The sequence below is a fragment of the Mesorhizobium sp. WSM4976 genome, from assembly GCF_029625685.1.
Classification (GTDB): Bacteria; Pseudomonadota; Alphaproteobacteria; order Rhizobiales; family Rhizobiaceae; genus Mesorhizobium.
Genome location: NZ_JARTVT010000018.1, coordinates 1 through 15,182, shown reverse-complemented (window position 1 = coordinate 15,182; position 15,182 = coordinate 1). Strand labels below are relative to the sequence as shown.

Sequence of the window (15,182 nt, the reverse complement as noted above, 5' to 3'; positions counted from 1 at the left end):
CTACTCCGCCGCCACCAGCCCCGCCATCTCGCGGTTCTTCATCAGCTTGTAGATGATCGAATCCATCAGCGCCTGGAAGGAGGCGTCGATGATGTTTTCCGACACGCCGACCGTCCACCAGCGGGCGCCGGTGGAATCATGCGATTCGACCAGAACACGCGTGATCGCCTCGGTGCCGCCATTGAGGATACGCACCTTGAAGTCGGCGAGCTCGAGGTCGACGATCTCGCTCTGGTATTTGCCGAGGTCCTTGCGCAGCGCGATGTCGAGCGCGTTGACTGGGCCATGGCCCTCGGCCACGGACATCTTCTCCTCGCCGTCGACCTCGACCTTCACAATCGCCTCGGAGACGGTCTTCAGATTGCCGTTGGCGTCGAAGCGGCGCTCGACCATGCAGCGGAAGGAGGTGACATTGAAGAACTCCGGCACGCCGTGCAGCATCTTGCGGGCCAGCAGCTCGAAGGACGCGTCGGCACCCTCATAGGCATAGCCCTCGGCCTCGCGCTCCTTGACCACGGCGATCAGGGCGTCGAGCCGGTGGTCGTCCCTCGGCACCTCGATGCCGCGCCGCTTCAGCTCGGCTAGGAAATTCGCCTTGCCGCCCTGGTCGGAAACCATGACGCGACGGCGGTTGCCGACGGCTTCGGGGGGTACGTGCTCGTAAGTCGCGGGCTCCTTGGCCAGAGCCGAGGCATGGATGCCAGCCTTGGTGGCGAAGGCAGAGGAGCCGACATAGGGCGCCTGCGCTTCCGGCGCGCGGTTGAGCAATTCGTCGAAGGCGCGGGAGAGCCTAGATATTCCGGTCAGATCCTCCGCCGAAATGCCGGTCTCGAAACGGTCGGCGAAGGCCGACTTCAGCCCCAGAGTCGGGATGATGGTGATCAGATTGGCGTTGCCGCAGCGCTCGCCGATGCCGTTCAGCGTGCCCTGGATCTGGCGCACGCCGGCCTCGACTGCGGCGAGCGAGTTGGCCACCGCCTGGCCGGTGTCGTCATGCGCGTGGATGCCGAGATGCTCGCCCGGTATGCCGCCGCCGATCACCTTGCCGACGATCTCGCGCACTTCCGAAGGCTGCGTGCCGCCATTGGTGTCGCACAGCACCACCCAGCGGGCGCCGGCATCGTAAGCGGTTTTTGCGCAGGCCAGTGCATAGTCGGGATTGGCCTTGAAGCCGTCGAAGAAATGCTCGCAATCGACCATTGCCTCCTTGCCGGCGGCCACCGCCGTCTCGACCGAGGCCTTGATGGACTCCAGGTTCTCTTCATTCGTGCAGCCGAGCGCCACGCGCACATGGTAGTCCCAGCTCTTGGCGACGAAGCAAATGGCGTCGGACTGCGACTGCACCAGCGCCGCCAGCCCCGGATCGTTGGAAGCCGAGACCCCTGCCCGCTTGGTCATGCCGAAGGCGACGAATTTCGCGCTCTCGGTGCGCTTCTTCTGGAAGAAGGCTGTGTCGGTCGGATTGGCGCCTGGATAGCCGCCCTCGACATAGTCGATCCCGAACGCGTCGAGCAGCTTCGCGATGGCGATCTTGTCCTCGACGGAAAAGTCGATGCCCGGCGTCTGCTGGCCGTCGCGAAGGGTGGTGTCGAAGAGGTACAGGCGTTGCATTGTCATGGCAGTAGCTCGGAATGCCGCGCTCCATCACAGTGGAGCGCGACGGTGTATCACTATTTCCCTGCAAACTTATCCGTCGCCCGGATCAGCCGGTCCAGGATCCCTGGCTCCGAATAAGCGTGGCCAGCGCCTTCGATCAGATGGAAATCTGCTTTCGGCCAGGCCTTGTGCAGCGCCCAGGCATATTTCGCCGGGCACGGCATGTCATAGCGGCCGTGGACGATGGTGCCGGGGATGTCCTTCAGCTTCCAGGCGTCGCGGAGCAGTTGTCCCTCCTCCAGCCAGCCGGCATGAACGAAGTAATGGTTCTCGATGCGAGCAAAGGCGACGGCGTAATCGTCCTGGGCGAAAGGATCGCTGGTCTCGGGCTCGGGAAGCAGCGTGATCGTCTCGCCCTCCCAAATACTCCAGGCGCGGGCGGCCTCGACTTGGCGCGCGCGGTCGGAACCGACCAGCCGCTTGCGGTAGGCGGCCATCATGTCGCCGCGCTCGGCTTGCGGGATTGGCGCCAGGAACCGTTCCCATTTGTCGGGAAACATCTCCGAGACGCCGAACTGGTAGTACCATTCGAGCTCGGCGCGGGTAAGCGTATAGATGCCACGCACGACCAGCTCGCTGACGCGCTCGGGATGCGTCTCCGCATAGGCGAGCGCCAGCGTCGAGCCCCAGGAACCGCCGAAGACAAGCCATTTGTCGAAACCCGCCATCTCGCGCAGACGCTCGATGTCGGCGACGAGGTGCCAGGTGGTGTTCGCTTCGAGCGAGGCGTTCGGCGTGGATTTCCCACAGCCGCGCTGATCGAACAGGATGACGTCGTAGAGCTTCGGGTCGAACAACCGCCGGTGCTTTGGCGAGATGGTGCCGCCCGGGCCGCCATGCAGGAACACGGCGGGCTTGGCGCCCCTGGTGCCGGAACGCTCCCAATAGACGGTGTGGCCGTCGCCGACATCGAGCATGCCCGACTCAAACGGCTCGATCTCGGGATAGAGCGTACGCAACGAACTGCCGTGGATCGTCATAATTTCAAGCCCTGCTGCGGCCAGTTGGCCGTCTCGTGGTCGGGGTGCTGGAAGGAGATGATCTGCTCCTGCCGCCGATAGAAATCGGGATCGTCGAGGGTCGGCGCCTCGAAGATCTTCTCCACCCAGGGCAGGCGCACGGCATAGTTGACCTGGATCTGCGGCGCAAGATCGGAGCGCTCGTCGAAAGCGCCGATGGCGATCTCCAGCGCTCCGGGCTGGCGATAGGTCAGCGGCGTGCCGCAGCGTGCGCAGAAGCCGCGATCGATGTTGACCGAGGACTGAAAATAGCTCGGCTCCTCATGGGTCCATTCGACGCCGTCCTTCGGCACCGTCACCAGCGCGCCGAAGAAATTGCCGAACTGCTTCTGGCACATGCGGCAGTGGCAGATGGACGGGCGTCCGAGCTTGCCGTGCACGCGAAAACGCACGGCGCCGCACTGGCAGCCGCCGGTTCGAACTTGATCGGTCATGGTTTTTCCTCCGGCGGCCATTGGTCGGTGTCGTGGTCTGGATGCTGATAGGAGACGAGCTCGGCGAGGTAAGGCGCAGAGCCGATATCGGCCATCGTGTCCTCGGACGGCAGGTTCGGGATGCCGTCGACATAAGGGAGTTTTGCTTCGATGCCCCACTGGATGGTGGGCGCGATGCCGGTCGGGTCGTCGAAGGCGGCGATCGCCAGAGCAATACCGTCGGGCGCCTCGAAGGTCAGCGGCGTGCCGCATTCGGCGCAGAAGCCGCGCCATGCGGCGTTGGATGAACGGAAGCGCTTCGGCTCACCGCGAGTCCAGTCGAGCGTGGCGCCGCGGACCGACACCAGCGGCAGATAGAAATTGCCGCTCGCCTTCTGACACATGCGGCAATGGCAGACCGAAGCGTCGCCCAACGCCCCCTCGACGCGGAAGCGCACGGCGCCGCACTGGCAACCTCCGGTGTAGATCGGCCTGTTGTCGAGGCTCATCGCTCGCTCCGTTTCATGGGCTGCTTTAGGGGCTCACTCCGGGTCATGGCAGACCGCCTCGACGTTGTTGCCGTCGGGATCGAAGACGAAGGCGCCGTAATAATTGGGATGATAGTGCGGGCGCAGGCACGGCGCGCCATTGTCCCTGCCGCCGGCGGCAAGCGCCGCTGCATGGAAGGCGTCAACCTCGGCACGGCTGCGCGCGGTGAAGGCGACGTGCTGGATTGATCTCGGCTTGTCCGTGCTGTCGCTCAGCCAGAACACCGGCCGGTCGCGGCCATAGCCGCCGACCCTGGCGCCGCCGGTGTATTCCTCCGGCACCATATAAAGCAGCGAAGCACCTAAAGGCGCCATCGCCTTGTCGTAGAAAGCCTTCGAGGCGCCGAAATCGGAAACGGTGATGCCCAGGTGGTCGATCATAGAACGAGCTCCTCCCTTGGTGGCGCGGGCGCATCGGCCAGGCCGGCCACGATGACGATGTGCTGGCAGACATCGTCGATATCGCGGATCACGTCGTCGTTCCAGAAGCGCAGGATGGTCCAGCCGCCGCTAGCAGCCAAATAGGCAGTTCTTTCCTGGTCCCGCCGAGAGTGTTCCGCATCACCATGCTGGCTGCCATCGACCTCGATTATCAGACGATGTGCCGAACATGCGAAATCGACAATGTAAGGCCCGATGGGAACTTGTCGCCTGAAGCTCATTCCCATCAGCCGATGAGCGCGCAGCTCATTCCAAAGTCTCAGCTCGGCATCGGTCATCGCGCGCCGGATCGATTTAGCGTTTGCCCGCTGACGAAGGGGAACGCGGTCGTGGCCCATGTTTAGGCCGCCTTCCACTGGGGATTAGCGAAACCGGACGCGCCGGCTAATCTCCCCCCTTGCGGGGGGAGATTGGCTGTCGCCACGGCCTTCGCCAATCGCCCAAGCCGCATCACCTTTTGATCTCCCACGTCGTCACGCGCTCGGCTGTGACAGGGTCCTTGCCGTCCTTCAGCTGCACGCCCTGCGCCAGCAGTTCCTCGCGGATACGATCAGCCTCGGCCCAGTTCTTTGCAGCGATCAGCGCCAGGCGATCCGCGATGGCCTTGGCGACCGCCGCCTCATCCACCTTGGCCGCGCCGACGTCGAAGCCGAGGAAGGCCAGCGCCGCCTTGAGCGAGGCGGCTGCACCATTCCCGGCGTCGCCGCCGGCATCGGCCGCTTCGCCGGCGAGCTGGGTCAGCCGCTGGAACGCGGTGTAGGTAGCGAGGTCGTCGGACAGCGCTTCCACCACCTCGGCCGGCAGGTCCTTCGCTGCCGAAGGTGCAAGATCGGCCGCGCGCTTCCATTTGCGAAGCGTGTTCTCCGCCTCCTCCAACTTGCGCACGGAGAAATCGATCGGCTCGCGGTAATGCGTCATCAGCATCGCCAGTCTGAGCACCTCTCCGGGCCATTTCCTGCCGCCGAAGGTCTCGGTCTCCAGCAATTCGTGGATCGAATAGAAATTGCCGAGGCTCTTCGACATCTTCTGGCCCTCGACCTGCAGGAAGCCATTGTGCATCCACACATTGGCCATGACCCTGGTGCCGTGGGCGCAGCGCGACTGGGCGATCTCGTTCTCGTGGTGCGGGAAGATCAGGTCCAGCCCGCCGCCATGGATGTCGAAGACCTCGCCGAGATAGGCGGCCGACATGGCCGAGCATTCGATGTGCCAGCCGGGCCTCCCCCTGCCCCACGGGCTCTCCCAGCCGGGCTCTTCCGGGCTCGACAATTTCCACAGCACGAAATCGCCAGGGTTCTTTTTGTGCGCGTCGACGGCGATGCGCGCGCCCGCCTGCTGCTCGTCCAGATTGCGCTTCGAGAGCTCGCCATAATCCGGCATCGTGGCGGTGTCGAACAGCACCTCGCCGCCGGCGACATAGGCATGGCCGCGCTCGATCAACTGGTGGATCAGCGACAGCATGTCGGCCTTGCCGTCGGCGCGGGGCGCGACGAACTCCGTGGCCCGCGGCTCGAAGGTCGGCTGCAGGCAGCCTAACGCGGCGACATCCTTGTGATACTGGTCGGCGGTTTTTTCGGTAACCTTGCGGATCGCGTCGTTGAGCGACAACTTTCCGGCCGCGATCTCGCCGCCGAAGTCTCGCAGCGCCCTGGCGTTTATCTTGTCGTCGACATCCGTGATGTTGCGCACATACGTAACGTGGCTTTCGCCGTAGAGTTGGCGCAACAGGCGGAAAAGCACGTCGAAGACGATCGCCGGCCTGGCATTGCCGATATGGGCAAAGTCGTAAACAGTCGGACCGCAGACATACATGCGCACATTTTGCGGATCGATCGGAACGAAAGGTTCCTTGGTCCGCGTCAGCGTGTTGTACAGGCTGAGGCCCTTCGATGCGTCAGACATGCGTGCCCTTCCGATCCTTAGATTTGGACGGAGCCTCGCCTGCGCCACGGCGCAAATCAGGCTCCAGCCTGCTGGCCGGGGCGTTTTTTCCGATCTGGGGAAAGATGAGGCGAAAACGTCCGGACCAGCGCGAGGCTAGTCAATAATGCAAATGCCACAAATGGCGAAAGACGTTTTCATGGGCGGCTTTATCGCGCTGGCGGGTGTTGCCGTCAAGTCGCTTGGCTTAGGAAAGATGTCGTTGGATCACAGGTAAAGACGGGGCGAAACATTTTATTAAACATGTCGGCACAGTGATGAAACATTCGCCGGCTAGACCGCCAGGTGTCACGATTTGGTCCGAATCGACCGGCAAACGCTGAACACGAAACCGTTACCAGGGAAGAGAACCATGGCTCGCAGCAAGCAGGAACAGAACCGACAAACGCAGCCCCCACTGGCCAACCACTACCGCGCGATCGGCCCGGCGGCGATCGTCGCCGCCCTTCTTCACACAGCGAAGAAGAAGAAGCCCGCGCAGAAGATCGTCTCGCCGCGCGCTGCCTGAAAAGGCACGACCGACACGGTCCCCGACCATGGGACGCCGGTGACGAGGGCGCCAAAGGAGCGCCCTGGAGATGAAGGCCCCAAAGCAGCCTTTCGGGCAGGCAGCCTTCGCTAGAACAAGCTCATCTGGTTTTCGTCCGCGCCCGGCTTCTGGCGCCTGGGCTTTTCGGCTTGCGGCGAAACGATGACGCGCTCTTGGATCTCCGGACCGGTGTTGGCGACCTTGTTGACAAGGTCGGAAACCGGAATTGCCTCGAAGAAATCAGGCTCGGCGGGCTTCAGCAGATCGAGCACGTGGCGCGGCTCCTGCGTGCGGCAATCGAGCCAGCGGGCGAAGTCGCGTTCCTCGATGACCACCGGCATGCGATCATGGATATGGGAAATGCTGGTGTTGGCCTCAGTCGTGATGATCGCGCCGGTATCCATCTCGGAACCGCCAGGCTCGGAATAAGTCTCGATCAGGCCGGCGAAGGCAATCACGCCGCCGCGTCGCGGGCGAATCCAGTAGGGCTGCCCCTTGGCCGAACCCGATTGCTGCCACTCGTAGAAGCCCGATGCTGGCACCAGAGCGCGGCGGTGGCGCATGGCGGTCTTGAACGAAGCCTTTTGCAGCACGCCCTCGGAGCGGGCGTTGATGAGCAGTGGAAACGCCTCCGTGTCCTCGACCCAGGCCGGAATCAGGCCCCAGCGCACCAGTATCGCCTGGCGGTCCGGCAGGTTGGAGCCGGATTCCCGCTGCGGGCCGGCAAGCGCCATCAGCACCGGCTGTGTCGGCGCGATGTTGTAGCGGGGCGGAAATTCCTCCAACCCGGCCAGGCCGAGAAAGGCGGCGGTCCGGTCCGGCGTGGCGGTCAGGGCAAAGCGTCCGCACATGGATCTGGCTCTTTCGATTGACGTGCGGTGAAAGTGGCGATGGAACCGCCACGCCGCAACGGCTAAAACCCGGTCGGGCCGATCGGTCCACAACAGGCTGCAGAAAGATCGGCACACATGGGACAGCGCAAAATCATACCGGCCGTTTCCGTCGCGGTCGTGCGCGGCGGCACCGTGCTCCTGGTCAAGCGCGGGCGGGCGCCATCGCAAGGGCTCTATGCCTATCCCGGCGGCAAGGTCGACCCGGGCGAGACCCTGCCGCAAGCCGCCGCGCGGGAGTTGCGTGAAGAAACCGGACTCGAGGCGACAGGCTATCGCCCGCTGCGCGACATCCATATCGATGGCAGTGGCGAAAACCACGCGGTCGACTATCTGCTGACGGTGTTCGGCGCCGCCTATGCCGGCGGCGAGCCCGTGGCCAGCGACGATGCCGAGACCGCGGCGTTCTATACGCTGGCGGAAATGGCTGATATGCCGCTTGCCGGCGATGTGTTCTCGGTCGCCGAGGAGTTGCTCGCTCCCGCGCAGCGCGCCACGCGGTGACCATCCAGAATAGCCTTGCAGGCGACAAAATGTTTCGCCACAAAGCCTTGCCCTTTCCTCGCAAGGCTCTGATGACCCGTGCTTCCTCTCTCCTCGCCTGGTGCCTCGCCGTCGGCATCGCCGTCTCGCCGGCCCCGGCACGCGCCGCCGAGGCGCCGTTCGAGCCGGGGCTGATGCGGCTGGCGGAAGTTCTGGGATCGCTTCATTTCCTGCGCAACCTGTGCGGCGAAAAGGGCGACCAGTGGCGGGTCGAAATGGAAAAGCTGCTCGAGTCGGAAAATCCGGCCCCCGACCGACGCGCCCGCTTCATCGCCTCCTTCAACCGCGGCTACCGATCCTTCAGCGGCACCTACACACAGTGCACGCCTTCGGCGACCGCGGCCATTGCCCGCTACATGAAGGAAGGTGAGACGCTGTCGCGCGACATCGCCTCCCGCTACGGGAACTAAGGCGGCTCGCGCGCCCGTGCGTTTTGCCCAGATTTCTTACGACTATCGGCGCAAATGTGACGTGCCTTCTTGTCGCCTGTCCCGCTCTGATGCAATCATCTGTTGCAGCTGGGCAACAGCATTAACGAATCGTTAGCCCGGGATTGTGGAATTAACTCAAACTGAAGGTTTTGATGCCGCAAGCCCGCCTAATCGGCTAAGCTCTGGATCAATTGAGCGCTGTCTCTCTGGCGATGTGAATTTCGACCGTAAAAATGTCGTATTTACAAGGACTTATTTGAGGCTGCGACGAATTGAGGAGCCCGAGCGGATCCGTCAACGGATCACCGCTTGCAGAAGGTGGACATCGCAATGGAACATGGTGTCAGCGACATCGACGCATTGGTCAGGGAAGAAAAGCGTCTGACCGCTGTCGAGAGCCACAGCGAGGCATGGGCGGAAGGCCTGTCGGCCGGCATTGAACCCGAAATCATCGCGGAGGCAGCGCTGGAGACTGCATTCGGCGAGATGTTGCGCGCCAATGGCGAGACATCCGCGCTCGCTCTCCTCGACCGTATGCGAGAAAAGGTGATTGCCGGCGCTTTCGAGCCGGAGCGGCTGAAGCACTAGCCACTCATTGACATAGCTACTCTTTGCGTTTTTGACCCGAGTTTTTGACCAAGGCTTTTTTGACGGCGACACGCCATTTGGGCATCATGCCCATCGCTCGAACACTCAGAGCGCCAGCCGGGCCGGTCCCGGGAACCATGGAGAGGCAAGCGGTGAGATTTTCGATGTCAGGCCGGCCGCGCGGGCTGACCCTCAACATCCTGATCGCCGCCTCCTGCCTGGCGCTGCCTTTGTGCCTCGCCAGCACGCCTTCCTACGCACTGAGCGAGATCCAACGCGAGGATCTGCCGTCCCCCGTCACGCCGCCGGCCACTGGTGATAGCGCAGCGCCCGGCGGCTCCGTGCCTCTACCGGAAACGCCAGGCGGCAAGCCCTTGGACAATGGCCAACCTGCCGACGGCAGGGACAAGCCGGAGTCCGAGACGCCGCCCGCCAATGGCGGCATCACCAGCCCGCGCGCCGATCCTGATCAGCCGCCGCCTGCGGTCGTCTACGATCTGGACAAGCTTCCCGAACCGGTCAAGCGCATGCATGGACTGATCGTCGAGGCCTGCAAAAGCGGCGACATCGAGAAGCTGCGGCCGCTGATCGGCAAAGGCGATTCCATGACGCAACTGTCGCTGGGCGAGATCGATGGCGACCCGATCACATTCCTCAAGGGCCTTTCTGGCGACGGCGATGGCCAGGAAATCCTCGCCATCCTGGAGGAGGTGCTTTCGGCCGGCTATGTCCATATCGATGTCGGAACGCCCCAGGAACTCTATGTCTGGCCTTATTTCTTCGCGCTGCCGCTCGACAAGCTCGATGCCAGGCAGCGTGTCGAACTGTTCAAGCTCGTCACCGCAAGCGACTATGACGACATGAAGCAGTTCGGCGCCTACATCTTCTACCGCGTCGGCATCACGCCGACTGGCCAGTGGCTGTTCTTCGTCGCTGGGGATTAAGCCGGCAGCGCCTCAGAGAACTCCACCGCCCTGCCCTGGCCGGGCGTCGCGATCTCGCCCTCCCACATGACGCGCGTGCCGCGCACGATCGTGCCGACCGGCCAGCCGGTGACCTGCCTGCCGTCATAGGGTGTCCAGCCGGCCTTGGAGCCGGCCTGAGAGTTGGTGATGGTCTCGCGCCGTTTCAGGTCGACGACCGTGAAATCGGCATCGTAGCCGGCGGCGATGCGGCCCTTCCTGGCCATGCCGAAGATGCGATGCGGACCGTGGCTGGAAAGGTCGACGAAGCGCTGCAGGGTGAGCCGGCCGGCATTGACGTGATCGAGCATGATCGGCACCAGCGTCTGCACCCCGGTCATGCCGGACGGCGAGGCCGGATAGGTCTTCGCTTTTTCGGCCAGCGTGTGGGGCGCGTGGTCGGACCCCAGCACATCGACGATGCCTTGCGCAATGCCGTGCCAGACGCCGTCGCGGTGGCGGGCGGCTCGGACCGGCGGGTTCATCTGGATCAGCGTGCCCAGCCTGGCATAGTCGTCCGCCGTCAGCGTCAGATGATGGGGCGTGGCCTCGCAAGTCGCGACATCCTTGTGCTGTTCGAGGAAGACGATCTCCTCGGCCGTCGAGACGTGCAGCACGTGGATGCGCGCGCGTGTCTGCCTGGCGATGCGCACCAGACGCTGCGTGCAGCGCAGCGCCGCGACCTCGTCGCGCCAAACCGGATGGGACGAAGGGTTACCCTCGACGCGCTCGCCGAGCCGCTCGCGAAGACGAAATTCGTCTTCCGAATGGAAGGCGGAGCGGCGGCGGGTGCTGCGCAGGATCGAGGCGACGCCTTCATCGTCCTCGACCAGAAGGTCGCCGGTGGACGAGCCCATGAACACTTTTATGCCGGCCGCTCCCGGCAGCCGCTCCAATTCGCCGACGTCGCCAGCATTGTCGCGCGTGCCGCCGACCCAGAAGGCGAAGTCGCAATGCATGCGGCCGGTGGCGCGGCGCACCTTGTCGGCAAGTGCGGCCTCGCTTGTGGTGAGCGGACTGGTATTGGGCATTTCGAAGACGGCGGTGACGCCGCCCAACACCGCCGCGCGAGAACCCGTCTCCAGGTCTTCCTTGTGCTCCAGCCCCGGCTCGCGGAAATGGACCTGGCTGTCGACGACGCCCGGCAGGATGTGAAGGCCGGTGCAGTCGATGGTCTCGCCGGCCGAGACCTGGCCGAGATCGCCGATCCGCGCGATGCGCCCGGCCTTCACGCCGATGTCGCGCCGGCCCTCGCCGTCATGGTTCACTACCGTGCCGCCTGTCAGGATGAGGTCGAAGGTGGTTGCCATGAGCAGATCCAATCTCTTGCGGGGGGAGTGTGGCCGGCTTACGTAATGACCGAACGTTTTGCAAGATCAGGCCGATTTTACCCTCATGCCCTTTGCCCAGCTCAACGATCGCGCGCTCATTTCCGTGTCGGGCCCCGACGCCGAGCATTTCCTGCAGAACATCCTCACCACCGATCTCGACACGCTGAAGCCTGGCGAGGCGAAACCCGGCGCGCTGCTGGCGCCGCAGGGCAAGATCCTGTTCGATTTCCTGATCTCTCGCGCCGGCGACAACGGTTTTCGGCTCGACTGCCGGGCCGACATCGCCGACGATTTCGTGCGCCGGCTGATGCTTTACCGGCTACGGGCGAAGGCAGAGATTGCCAAGCAGGATCATGTGGTTGTCACGGTCACCTGGGGCGCTGATTCAACCCCCTCGACTTCCGATTCAACGGCGCTTGCCGACACCCGTTTTCACGATGTGGCGGTGAGGCGTACTTATGGCGGTGGTGCAGAGGACGGTGGCGACCCTGATGGCTGGAAAGCCGTTCGCATAGCCAACGGCATCGCCGAAAGCGGCAGCGACTACCAGCTTGGCGAGGCCTTCCCGCATGACGTGCTGCTCGACGAAACCGGCGGCGTCGGCTTCAAGAAGGGCTGCTATATCGGCCAGGAAGTGGTTTCGCGCATGCAGCATCGCGGCACCGCGCGGCGCCGTGTGCTGATCGTGTCGGCCGACCGCCCCCTGCCCGCTTCGGGAACCGAGCTGATCGTCGCCGGCCGGCCAGTAGGCGCGCTCGGGTCCGTTGGCGGCCGGGCCGGTCTTGCCATTGCCCGCATCGACCGCGTCAAGGCGGCGCTCGATGCCGATGAGGCGATAATGGCGGGCGATGTTCCGGTTAAGCTCGCCATCCCCGCCTGGGCGAAATTCTCCTTCCCGCAGGATGCGGTCAGCGCGGAGGGGGCCTGATGGCGGCCGACCGGGCCGGCGCGCCGCCGCGCGCCTGGCAACGCATGCTGTCAGGACGGCGGCTCGACCTGCTCGATCCCTCACCGCTCGACATCGAGATCGCCGACATCGCGCATGGACTGGCCCGCGTCGCCCGCTGGAATGGCCAGACCAGCGGCGACCATGCCTTCTCGGTTGCGCAGCATTCGCTGCTGGTCGAGGCGCTCTATGGGGAGTTGGCATCGCAGGCCACGGCCGAGGCGCGGCTCGCGGCGCTGCTGCACGACGCGCCGGAATATGTCATCGGCGACATGATCTCGCCGTTCAAATCGGTGATGGGCGGCTCCTACAAGGACTGCGAGTTGCGCCTGCAGCGCGCCATCCATCTGCGTTTCTCGCTGCCGGCGGAGCTCAGTGCAGCCCTGCGCAAGGACATCAAACGCGCCGACCAGATCGCCGCCTATTTCGAGGCGACGCTGCTGGCCGGCTTCTCGACGGCGGAAGCGACGGAGTATTTCGGCCGGCCGCGCGGCTTCTCCGCCGACCGCTTCGACTTCACGCCAAAATCCGTCACCTGGGCGCAAGCGGCTTTCCTCAAGCGTTTCAAGACACTGGAGGCCCAGCGCCGGTCCTCGCTTGCCTCCAGTTCCGTCATGTAAAAGAACGCTAAATTAACCGCCGAGCAGGACAGTATTGCGTTCGGTCACGGTCCGAAGGCGTGCTCATGCCCGGCGCACATGTCAAGACTGGTTCGGTCGCCGGAAAGCGAAGGGCGGCCGGTATTGGCCCCGTTCGACGAATAGCTGAAGAACTTCGTGCCCAGAACGAGCGTTTCGCAGCTGCCGTCGAGAACATGTCGCATGGGCTATGCATGTTCGACGCCGATGAGCGGATGATCATCTGCAACCGAAACTATATCGACCTCTTCCGGCTCGACGCCAAGGTGGTGAAGCCTGGCATCCCCTTCTTCGACATTCTGCAGCACAGCGTCGATGTCGGCGTCGCCTCGCAAAGCGCCGAAGAACTCCATGCCATCCGCAAGCCCTATATCGACGGCGCCAGGCCTTCGACCTACGAGGAAATCCTGTCCGACGGGCGCATCATCGTCATTTCGCATCGGCCCATCGCCGTCGGCGGCTGGGTTTCGATTTATGAGGACGTGACCGAGCGACGGCGAGCCGAGGCGGAGCTTAAGGAGCAGCACCGCCGCTTTGACGCCGCCTTGGCCAACATGTCGCAAGGCCTGCTGATGTACAGCGCCAAAGGCCGACTGATTGTGCGCAACCAGCGCTTTCTGGATCTTTGCAATGCCAAGGCGTCCGATTTCACGCTCGGCATGACGTATCGCCAGATGCTGGACAAACTCATTCGGCTCGGCATCTTCGCGCCACTTGAAATCGACGTCGAAGTCGGGAAAACGCAGGCCAGCCTGGACGCGGGCCAGTCGCGCTCGAGCTATCGCGAACTGGTCGACGGCCGAACGCTCTTTGTCCTGCGGCGGCCACTCGCCGGCGGCGGCTGGGTTGCCACGTTTGAGGACGTGACCGAACGGCGCCGTGTCGAAGAGCGCATGACGCATCTTGCGCATCACGACACGCTGACAAACCTGCCCAACCGCTCGATGTTTCGCGAAAAGCTGGACCAGGCGCTTGGCGAGGCCAAGGCCAAGCCGCTGGCGATCCTCTCGCTCGACCTCGACCGCTTCAAGGCCATTAACGACACATTCGGCCACCCGGCCGGAGACTGGCTGCTGAAATGCGTCGCCAAGCGGCTGCAGCACGCCGTGCGCAGCAGCAAGGACGTGGTGACCCGCTTCGGCGGCGACGAGTTCGCCATCATTCAGTCGGGCATCAAGGGCGCCGCCGACGCCGAGAAGCTCGCCAAGCGCATCGTCGAGATCGTGGGCAAACCCTATCGCGACAAGGGACGCGAAATGCATGTGGGCGTGAGCCTGGGCATCGCGGTCTATCCTAGTGACGGACAGGATGCCGACACGCTGCTTACCAACGCCGACATGGCGCTCTACCGGGGCAAGAGCGAAGGTCGCAATGTCTATCGTTTCTTCGAGCCAGGCATGGATGCCCTGATGCGGGAGCGCCGCGCGCTTGAAGCGGATCTCGAAGCAGCCCTTTCCAAACGCGAGTTCGAGCTCGATTTCCAGCCGATCCTCGACATCGCCTCCGGCGAAATTGTCGGCGCGGAAGCCCTGATGCGCTGGCGCTCGCCATCGCGCGGCCTGGTGTCGCCGGAAAACTTCATCGCCGCCGCCGAGGAGACCGGACTGATCGTGCAGCTCGGCGACTGGGCGCTTCGCAAGGCTTGCAACGTGGCCGCCCATTGGCCTCCGGAGATGCGCATGGCCGTCAACGTCTCGGCCGCGCAGATCAAGAGCGGCGGCTTCGCCCGCAGCGTGATCTCGGCGCTCGCCTTTTCAGGCCTGCCGGCCAACCGCCTTGAGCTCGAAATCACCGAAACGGTCATGATGGACGAAAGCGACGCGGTGCTGAAGACGCTGAGCCAATTGCGCGGTCTCGGCGTGCGCATAGCGCTCGATGATTTCGGCACCGGCTATTCCTCGCTCGGCTACCTCCGGCGCTTCCCCGTCGACAAGATCAAGGTCGACCGCTCCTTCATCCGCGACCTCGACAAGCGCGACACGGCGGCGATCGTACGCACCGTGATCGGTCTCGGCGCCGAGCTCGGCATCACCGTCACCGCCGAAGGCGTCGAGACTGAAGCGCAACTCGACATGCTGCGCAAGGCCGGCTGCGGTGAGGCGCAAGGCTATCTTATCGGCGTGCCGGCCAAAGCGGCCGACATGAGCCGGCTGCTGCGTTCGCAGGCGCTGCTGCGTCAGTCACTCTGATATGCGCTGTCTCTCTGAGGCTTCGGTCGCCTAAGCGCGCTGGCCTGCTGCCGGTTTCGTGGACACCGAGATAAGGTGTTTGACGGAACTGGAGAGTGGGAATGCAAAGAAGGAAGT

General features: G+C 63.9%; 17 protein-coding genes. 8 read left to right on the top strand and 9 right to left on the bottom strand.

The annotated features are described in order from the left end of the window. From cimA to cysS, 7 genes are all read right to left on the bottom strand, one after another. Positions 1 to 1,617, bottom strand: a complete 1,617-nt coding sequence (gene cimA / locus P9272_RS21590; protein ID WP_128257641.1) for a citramalate synthase — start codon at positions 1,615 to 1,617, stop codon at positions 1 to 3. 53 nt (positions 1,618 to 1,670) lie between these two features. Then, positions 1,671 to 2,636, bottom strand: a complete 966-nt coding sequence (pip, locus tag P9272_RS21585) for a prolyl aminopeptidase (RefSeq protein WP_128257640.1) — start codon at positions 2,634 to 2,636, stop codon at positions 1,671 to 1,673. Further along, a complete protein-coding gene (locus P9272_RS21580; protein ID WP_278162099.1) occupies positions 2,633 to 3,109 on the bottom strand; it encodes a GFA family protein in 477 nt (158 codons plus the stop codon). Before P9272_RS21580 ends, pip begins: the two co-directional genes overlap by 4 nt. Beyond that, complete coding sequence (locus P9272_RS21575) at positions 3,106 to 3,597, bottom strand: GFA family protein (RefSeq protein ID WP_128257638.1); 492 nt, start codon at positions 3,595 to 3,597, stop codon at positions 3,106 to 3,108. Before P9272_RS21575 ends, P9272_RS21580 begins: the two co-directional genes overlap by 4 nt. Before the next feature lie 33 nt (positions 3,598 to 3,630). Beyond that, the gene (locus P9272_RS21570; RefSeq protein WP_278162098.1) at positions 3,631 to 4,017 is read right to left on the bottom strand and encodes a VOC family protein; all 387 of its coding nucleotides are present in this window, start codon (positions 4,015 to 4,017) and stop codon (positions 3,631 to 3,633) included. Beyond that, the gene (locus P9272_RS21565; protein ID WP_278162097.1) at positions 4,014 to 4,415 is read right to left on the bottom strand and encodes an endonuclease domain-containing protein; all 402 of its coding nucleotides are present in this window, start codon (positions 4,413 to 4,415) and stop codon (positions 4,014 to 4,016) included. Before P9272_RS21565 ends, P9272_RS21570 begins: the two co-directional genes overlap by 4 nt. A gap of 112 nt (positions 4,416 to 4,527) precedes the next feature. Beyond that, positions 4,528 to 5,979, bottom strand: a complete 1,452-nt coding sequence (gene cysS, locus P9272_RS21560) for a cysteine--tRNA ligase (protein WP_278162096.1) — start codon at positions 5,977 to 5,979, stop codon at positions 4,528 to 4,530. A 391-nt stretch (positions 5,980 to 6,370) separates the two neighbouring features. Here cysS and P9272_RS21555 point away from each other — a divergent pair, with 391 nt between their 5' ends. Continuing rightward, positions 6,371 to 6,526, top strand: coding sequence for a hypothetical protein (locus P9272_RS21555; RefSeq protein ID WP_128257634.1), 156 nt, complete (start codon positions 6,371 to 6,373; stop codon positions 6,524 to 6,526). A 110-nt stretch (positions 6,527 to 6,636) separates the two neighbouring features. On the opposite strand, the gene P9272_RS21550 is transcribed toward P9272_RS21555, so the two are convergent. Then, positions 6,637 to 7,398: an SOS response-associated peptidase gene (locus tag P9272_RS21550; RefSeq protein ID WP_278162095.1), complete on the bottom strand. Its 762-nt coding sequence runs from the start codon at positions 7,396 to 7,398 to the stop codon at positions 6,637 to 6,639. 117 nt (positions 7,399 to 7,515) lie between these two features. On the opposite strand from P9272_RS21550, the gene P9272_RS21545 reads away from it, so the two are divergent. The 4 genes from P9272_RS21545 to P9272_RS21530 all read left to right on the top strand — a co-directional run bounded on the left by P9272_RS21545 (position 7,516) and on the right by P9272_RS21530 (position 9,943). Then, the gene (locus tag P9272_RS21545; protein WP_128257632.1) at positions 7,516 to 7,941 is read left to right on the top strand and encodes an NUDIX hydrolase; all 426 of its coding nucleotides are present in this window, start codon (positions 7,516 to 7,518) and stop codon (positions 7,939 to 7,941) included. A gap of 71 nt (positions 7,942 to 8,012) precedes the next feature. Then, positions 8,013 to 8,390: a TIGR02301 family protein gene (locus tag P9272_RS21540; RefSeq protein WP_128257631.1), complete on the top strand. Its 378-nt coding sequence runs from the start codon at positions 8,013 to 8,015 to the stop codon at positions 8,388 to 8,390. Between the two features lie 351 nt (positions 8,391 to 8,741). Continuing rightward, complete coding sequence (locus P9272_RS21535) at positions 8,742 to 8,999, top strand: hypothetical protein (RefSeq protein ID WP_040984202.1); 258 nt, start codon at positions 8,742 to 8,744, stop codon at positions 8,997 to 8,999. Positions 9,000 to 9,151: 152 nt separating this feature from the next. After that, on the top strand, positions 9,152 to 9,943 hold the full coding sequence (locus P9272_RS21530; protein ID WP_278162094.1) for a hypothetical protein: 792 nt from the start codon (positions 9,152 to 9,154) through the stop codon (positions 9,941 to 9,943). Here P9272_RS21530 and P9272_RS21525 read toward each other — a convergent pair. After that, positions 9,940 to 11,271 (bottom strand): dihydroorotase, encoded by a 1,332-nt coding sequence (locus P9272_RS21525; RefSeq protein WP_278162093.1) that lies wholly within the window; start codon positions 11,269 to 11,271, stop codon positions 9,940 to 9,942. The genes P9272_RS21530 and P9272_RS21525 overlap by 4 nt on opposite strands. 85 nt (positions 11,272 to 11,356) lie before the next feature. Between P9272_RS21525 and P9272_RS21520 the strand changes: the two genes are divergently transcribed. The 3 genes from P9272_RS21520 to P9272_RS21510 all read left to right on the top strand — a co-directional run bounded on the left by P9272_RS21520 (position 11,357) and on the right by P9272_RS21510 (position 15,065). Further along, positions 11,357 to 12,220, top strand: coding sequence for a folate-binding protein YgfZ (locus P9272_RS21520; protein ID WP_278162092.1), 864 nt, complete (start codon positions 11,357 to 11,359; stop codon positions 12,218 to 12,220). Continuing rightward, positions 12,220 to 12,858, top strand: coding sequence for an HD family hydrolase (locus tag P9272_RS21515; protein WP_128257628.1), 639 nt, complete (start codon positions 12,220 to 12,222; stop codon positions 12,856 to 12,858). The genes P9272_RS21520 and P9272_RS21515 overlap by 1 nt, the downstream gene beginning before the upstream one ends. 212 nt (positions 12,859 to 13,070) lie before the next feature. Continuing rightward, positions 13,071 to 15,065 carry an EAL domain-containing protein gene (locus P9272_RS21510; RefSeq protein ID WP_278162091.1) on the top strand — a complete coding sequence of 665 codons (1,995 nt, stop codon included), beginning with the start codon at positions 13,071 to 13,073 and terminating at the stop codon, positions 15,063 to 15,065. The last annotated feature ends 117 nt before the right edge of the window (positions 15,066 to 15,182 follow it).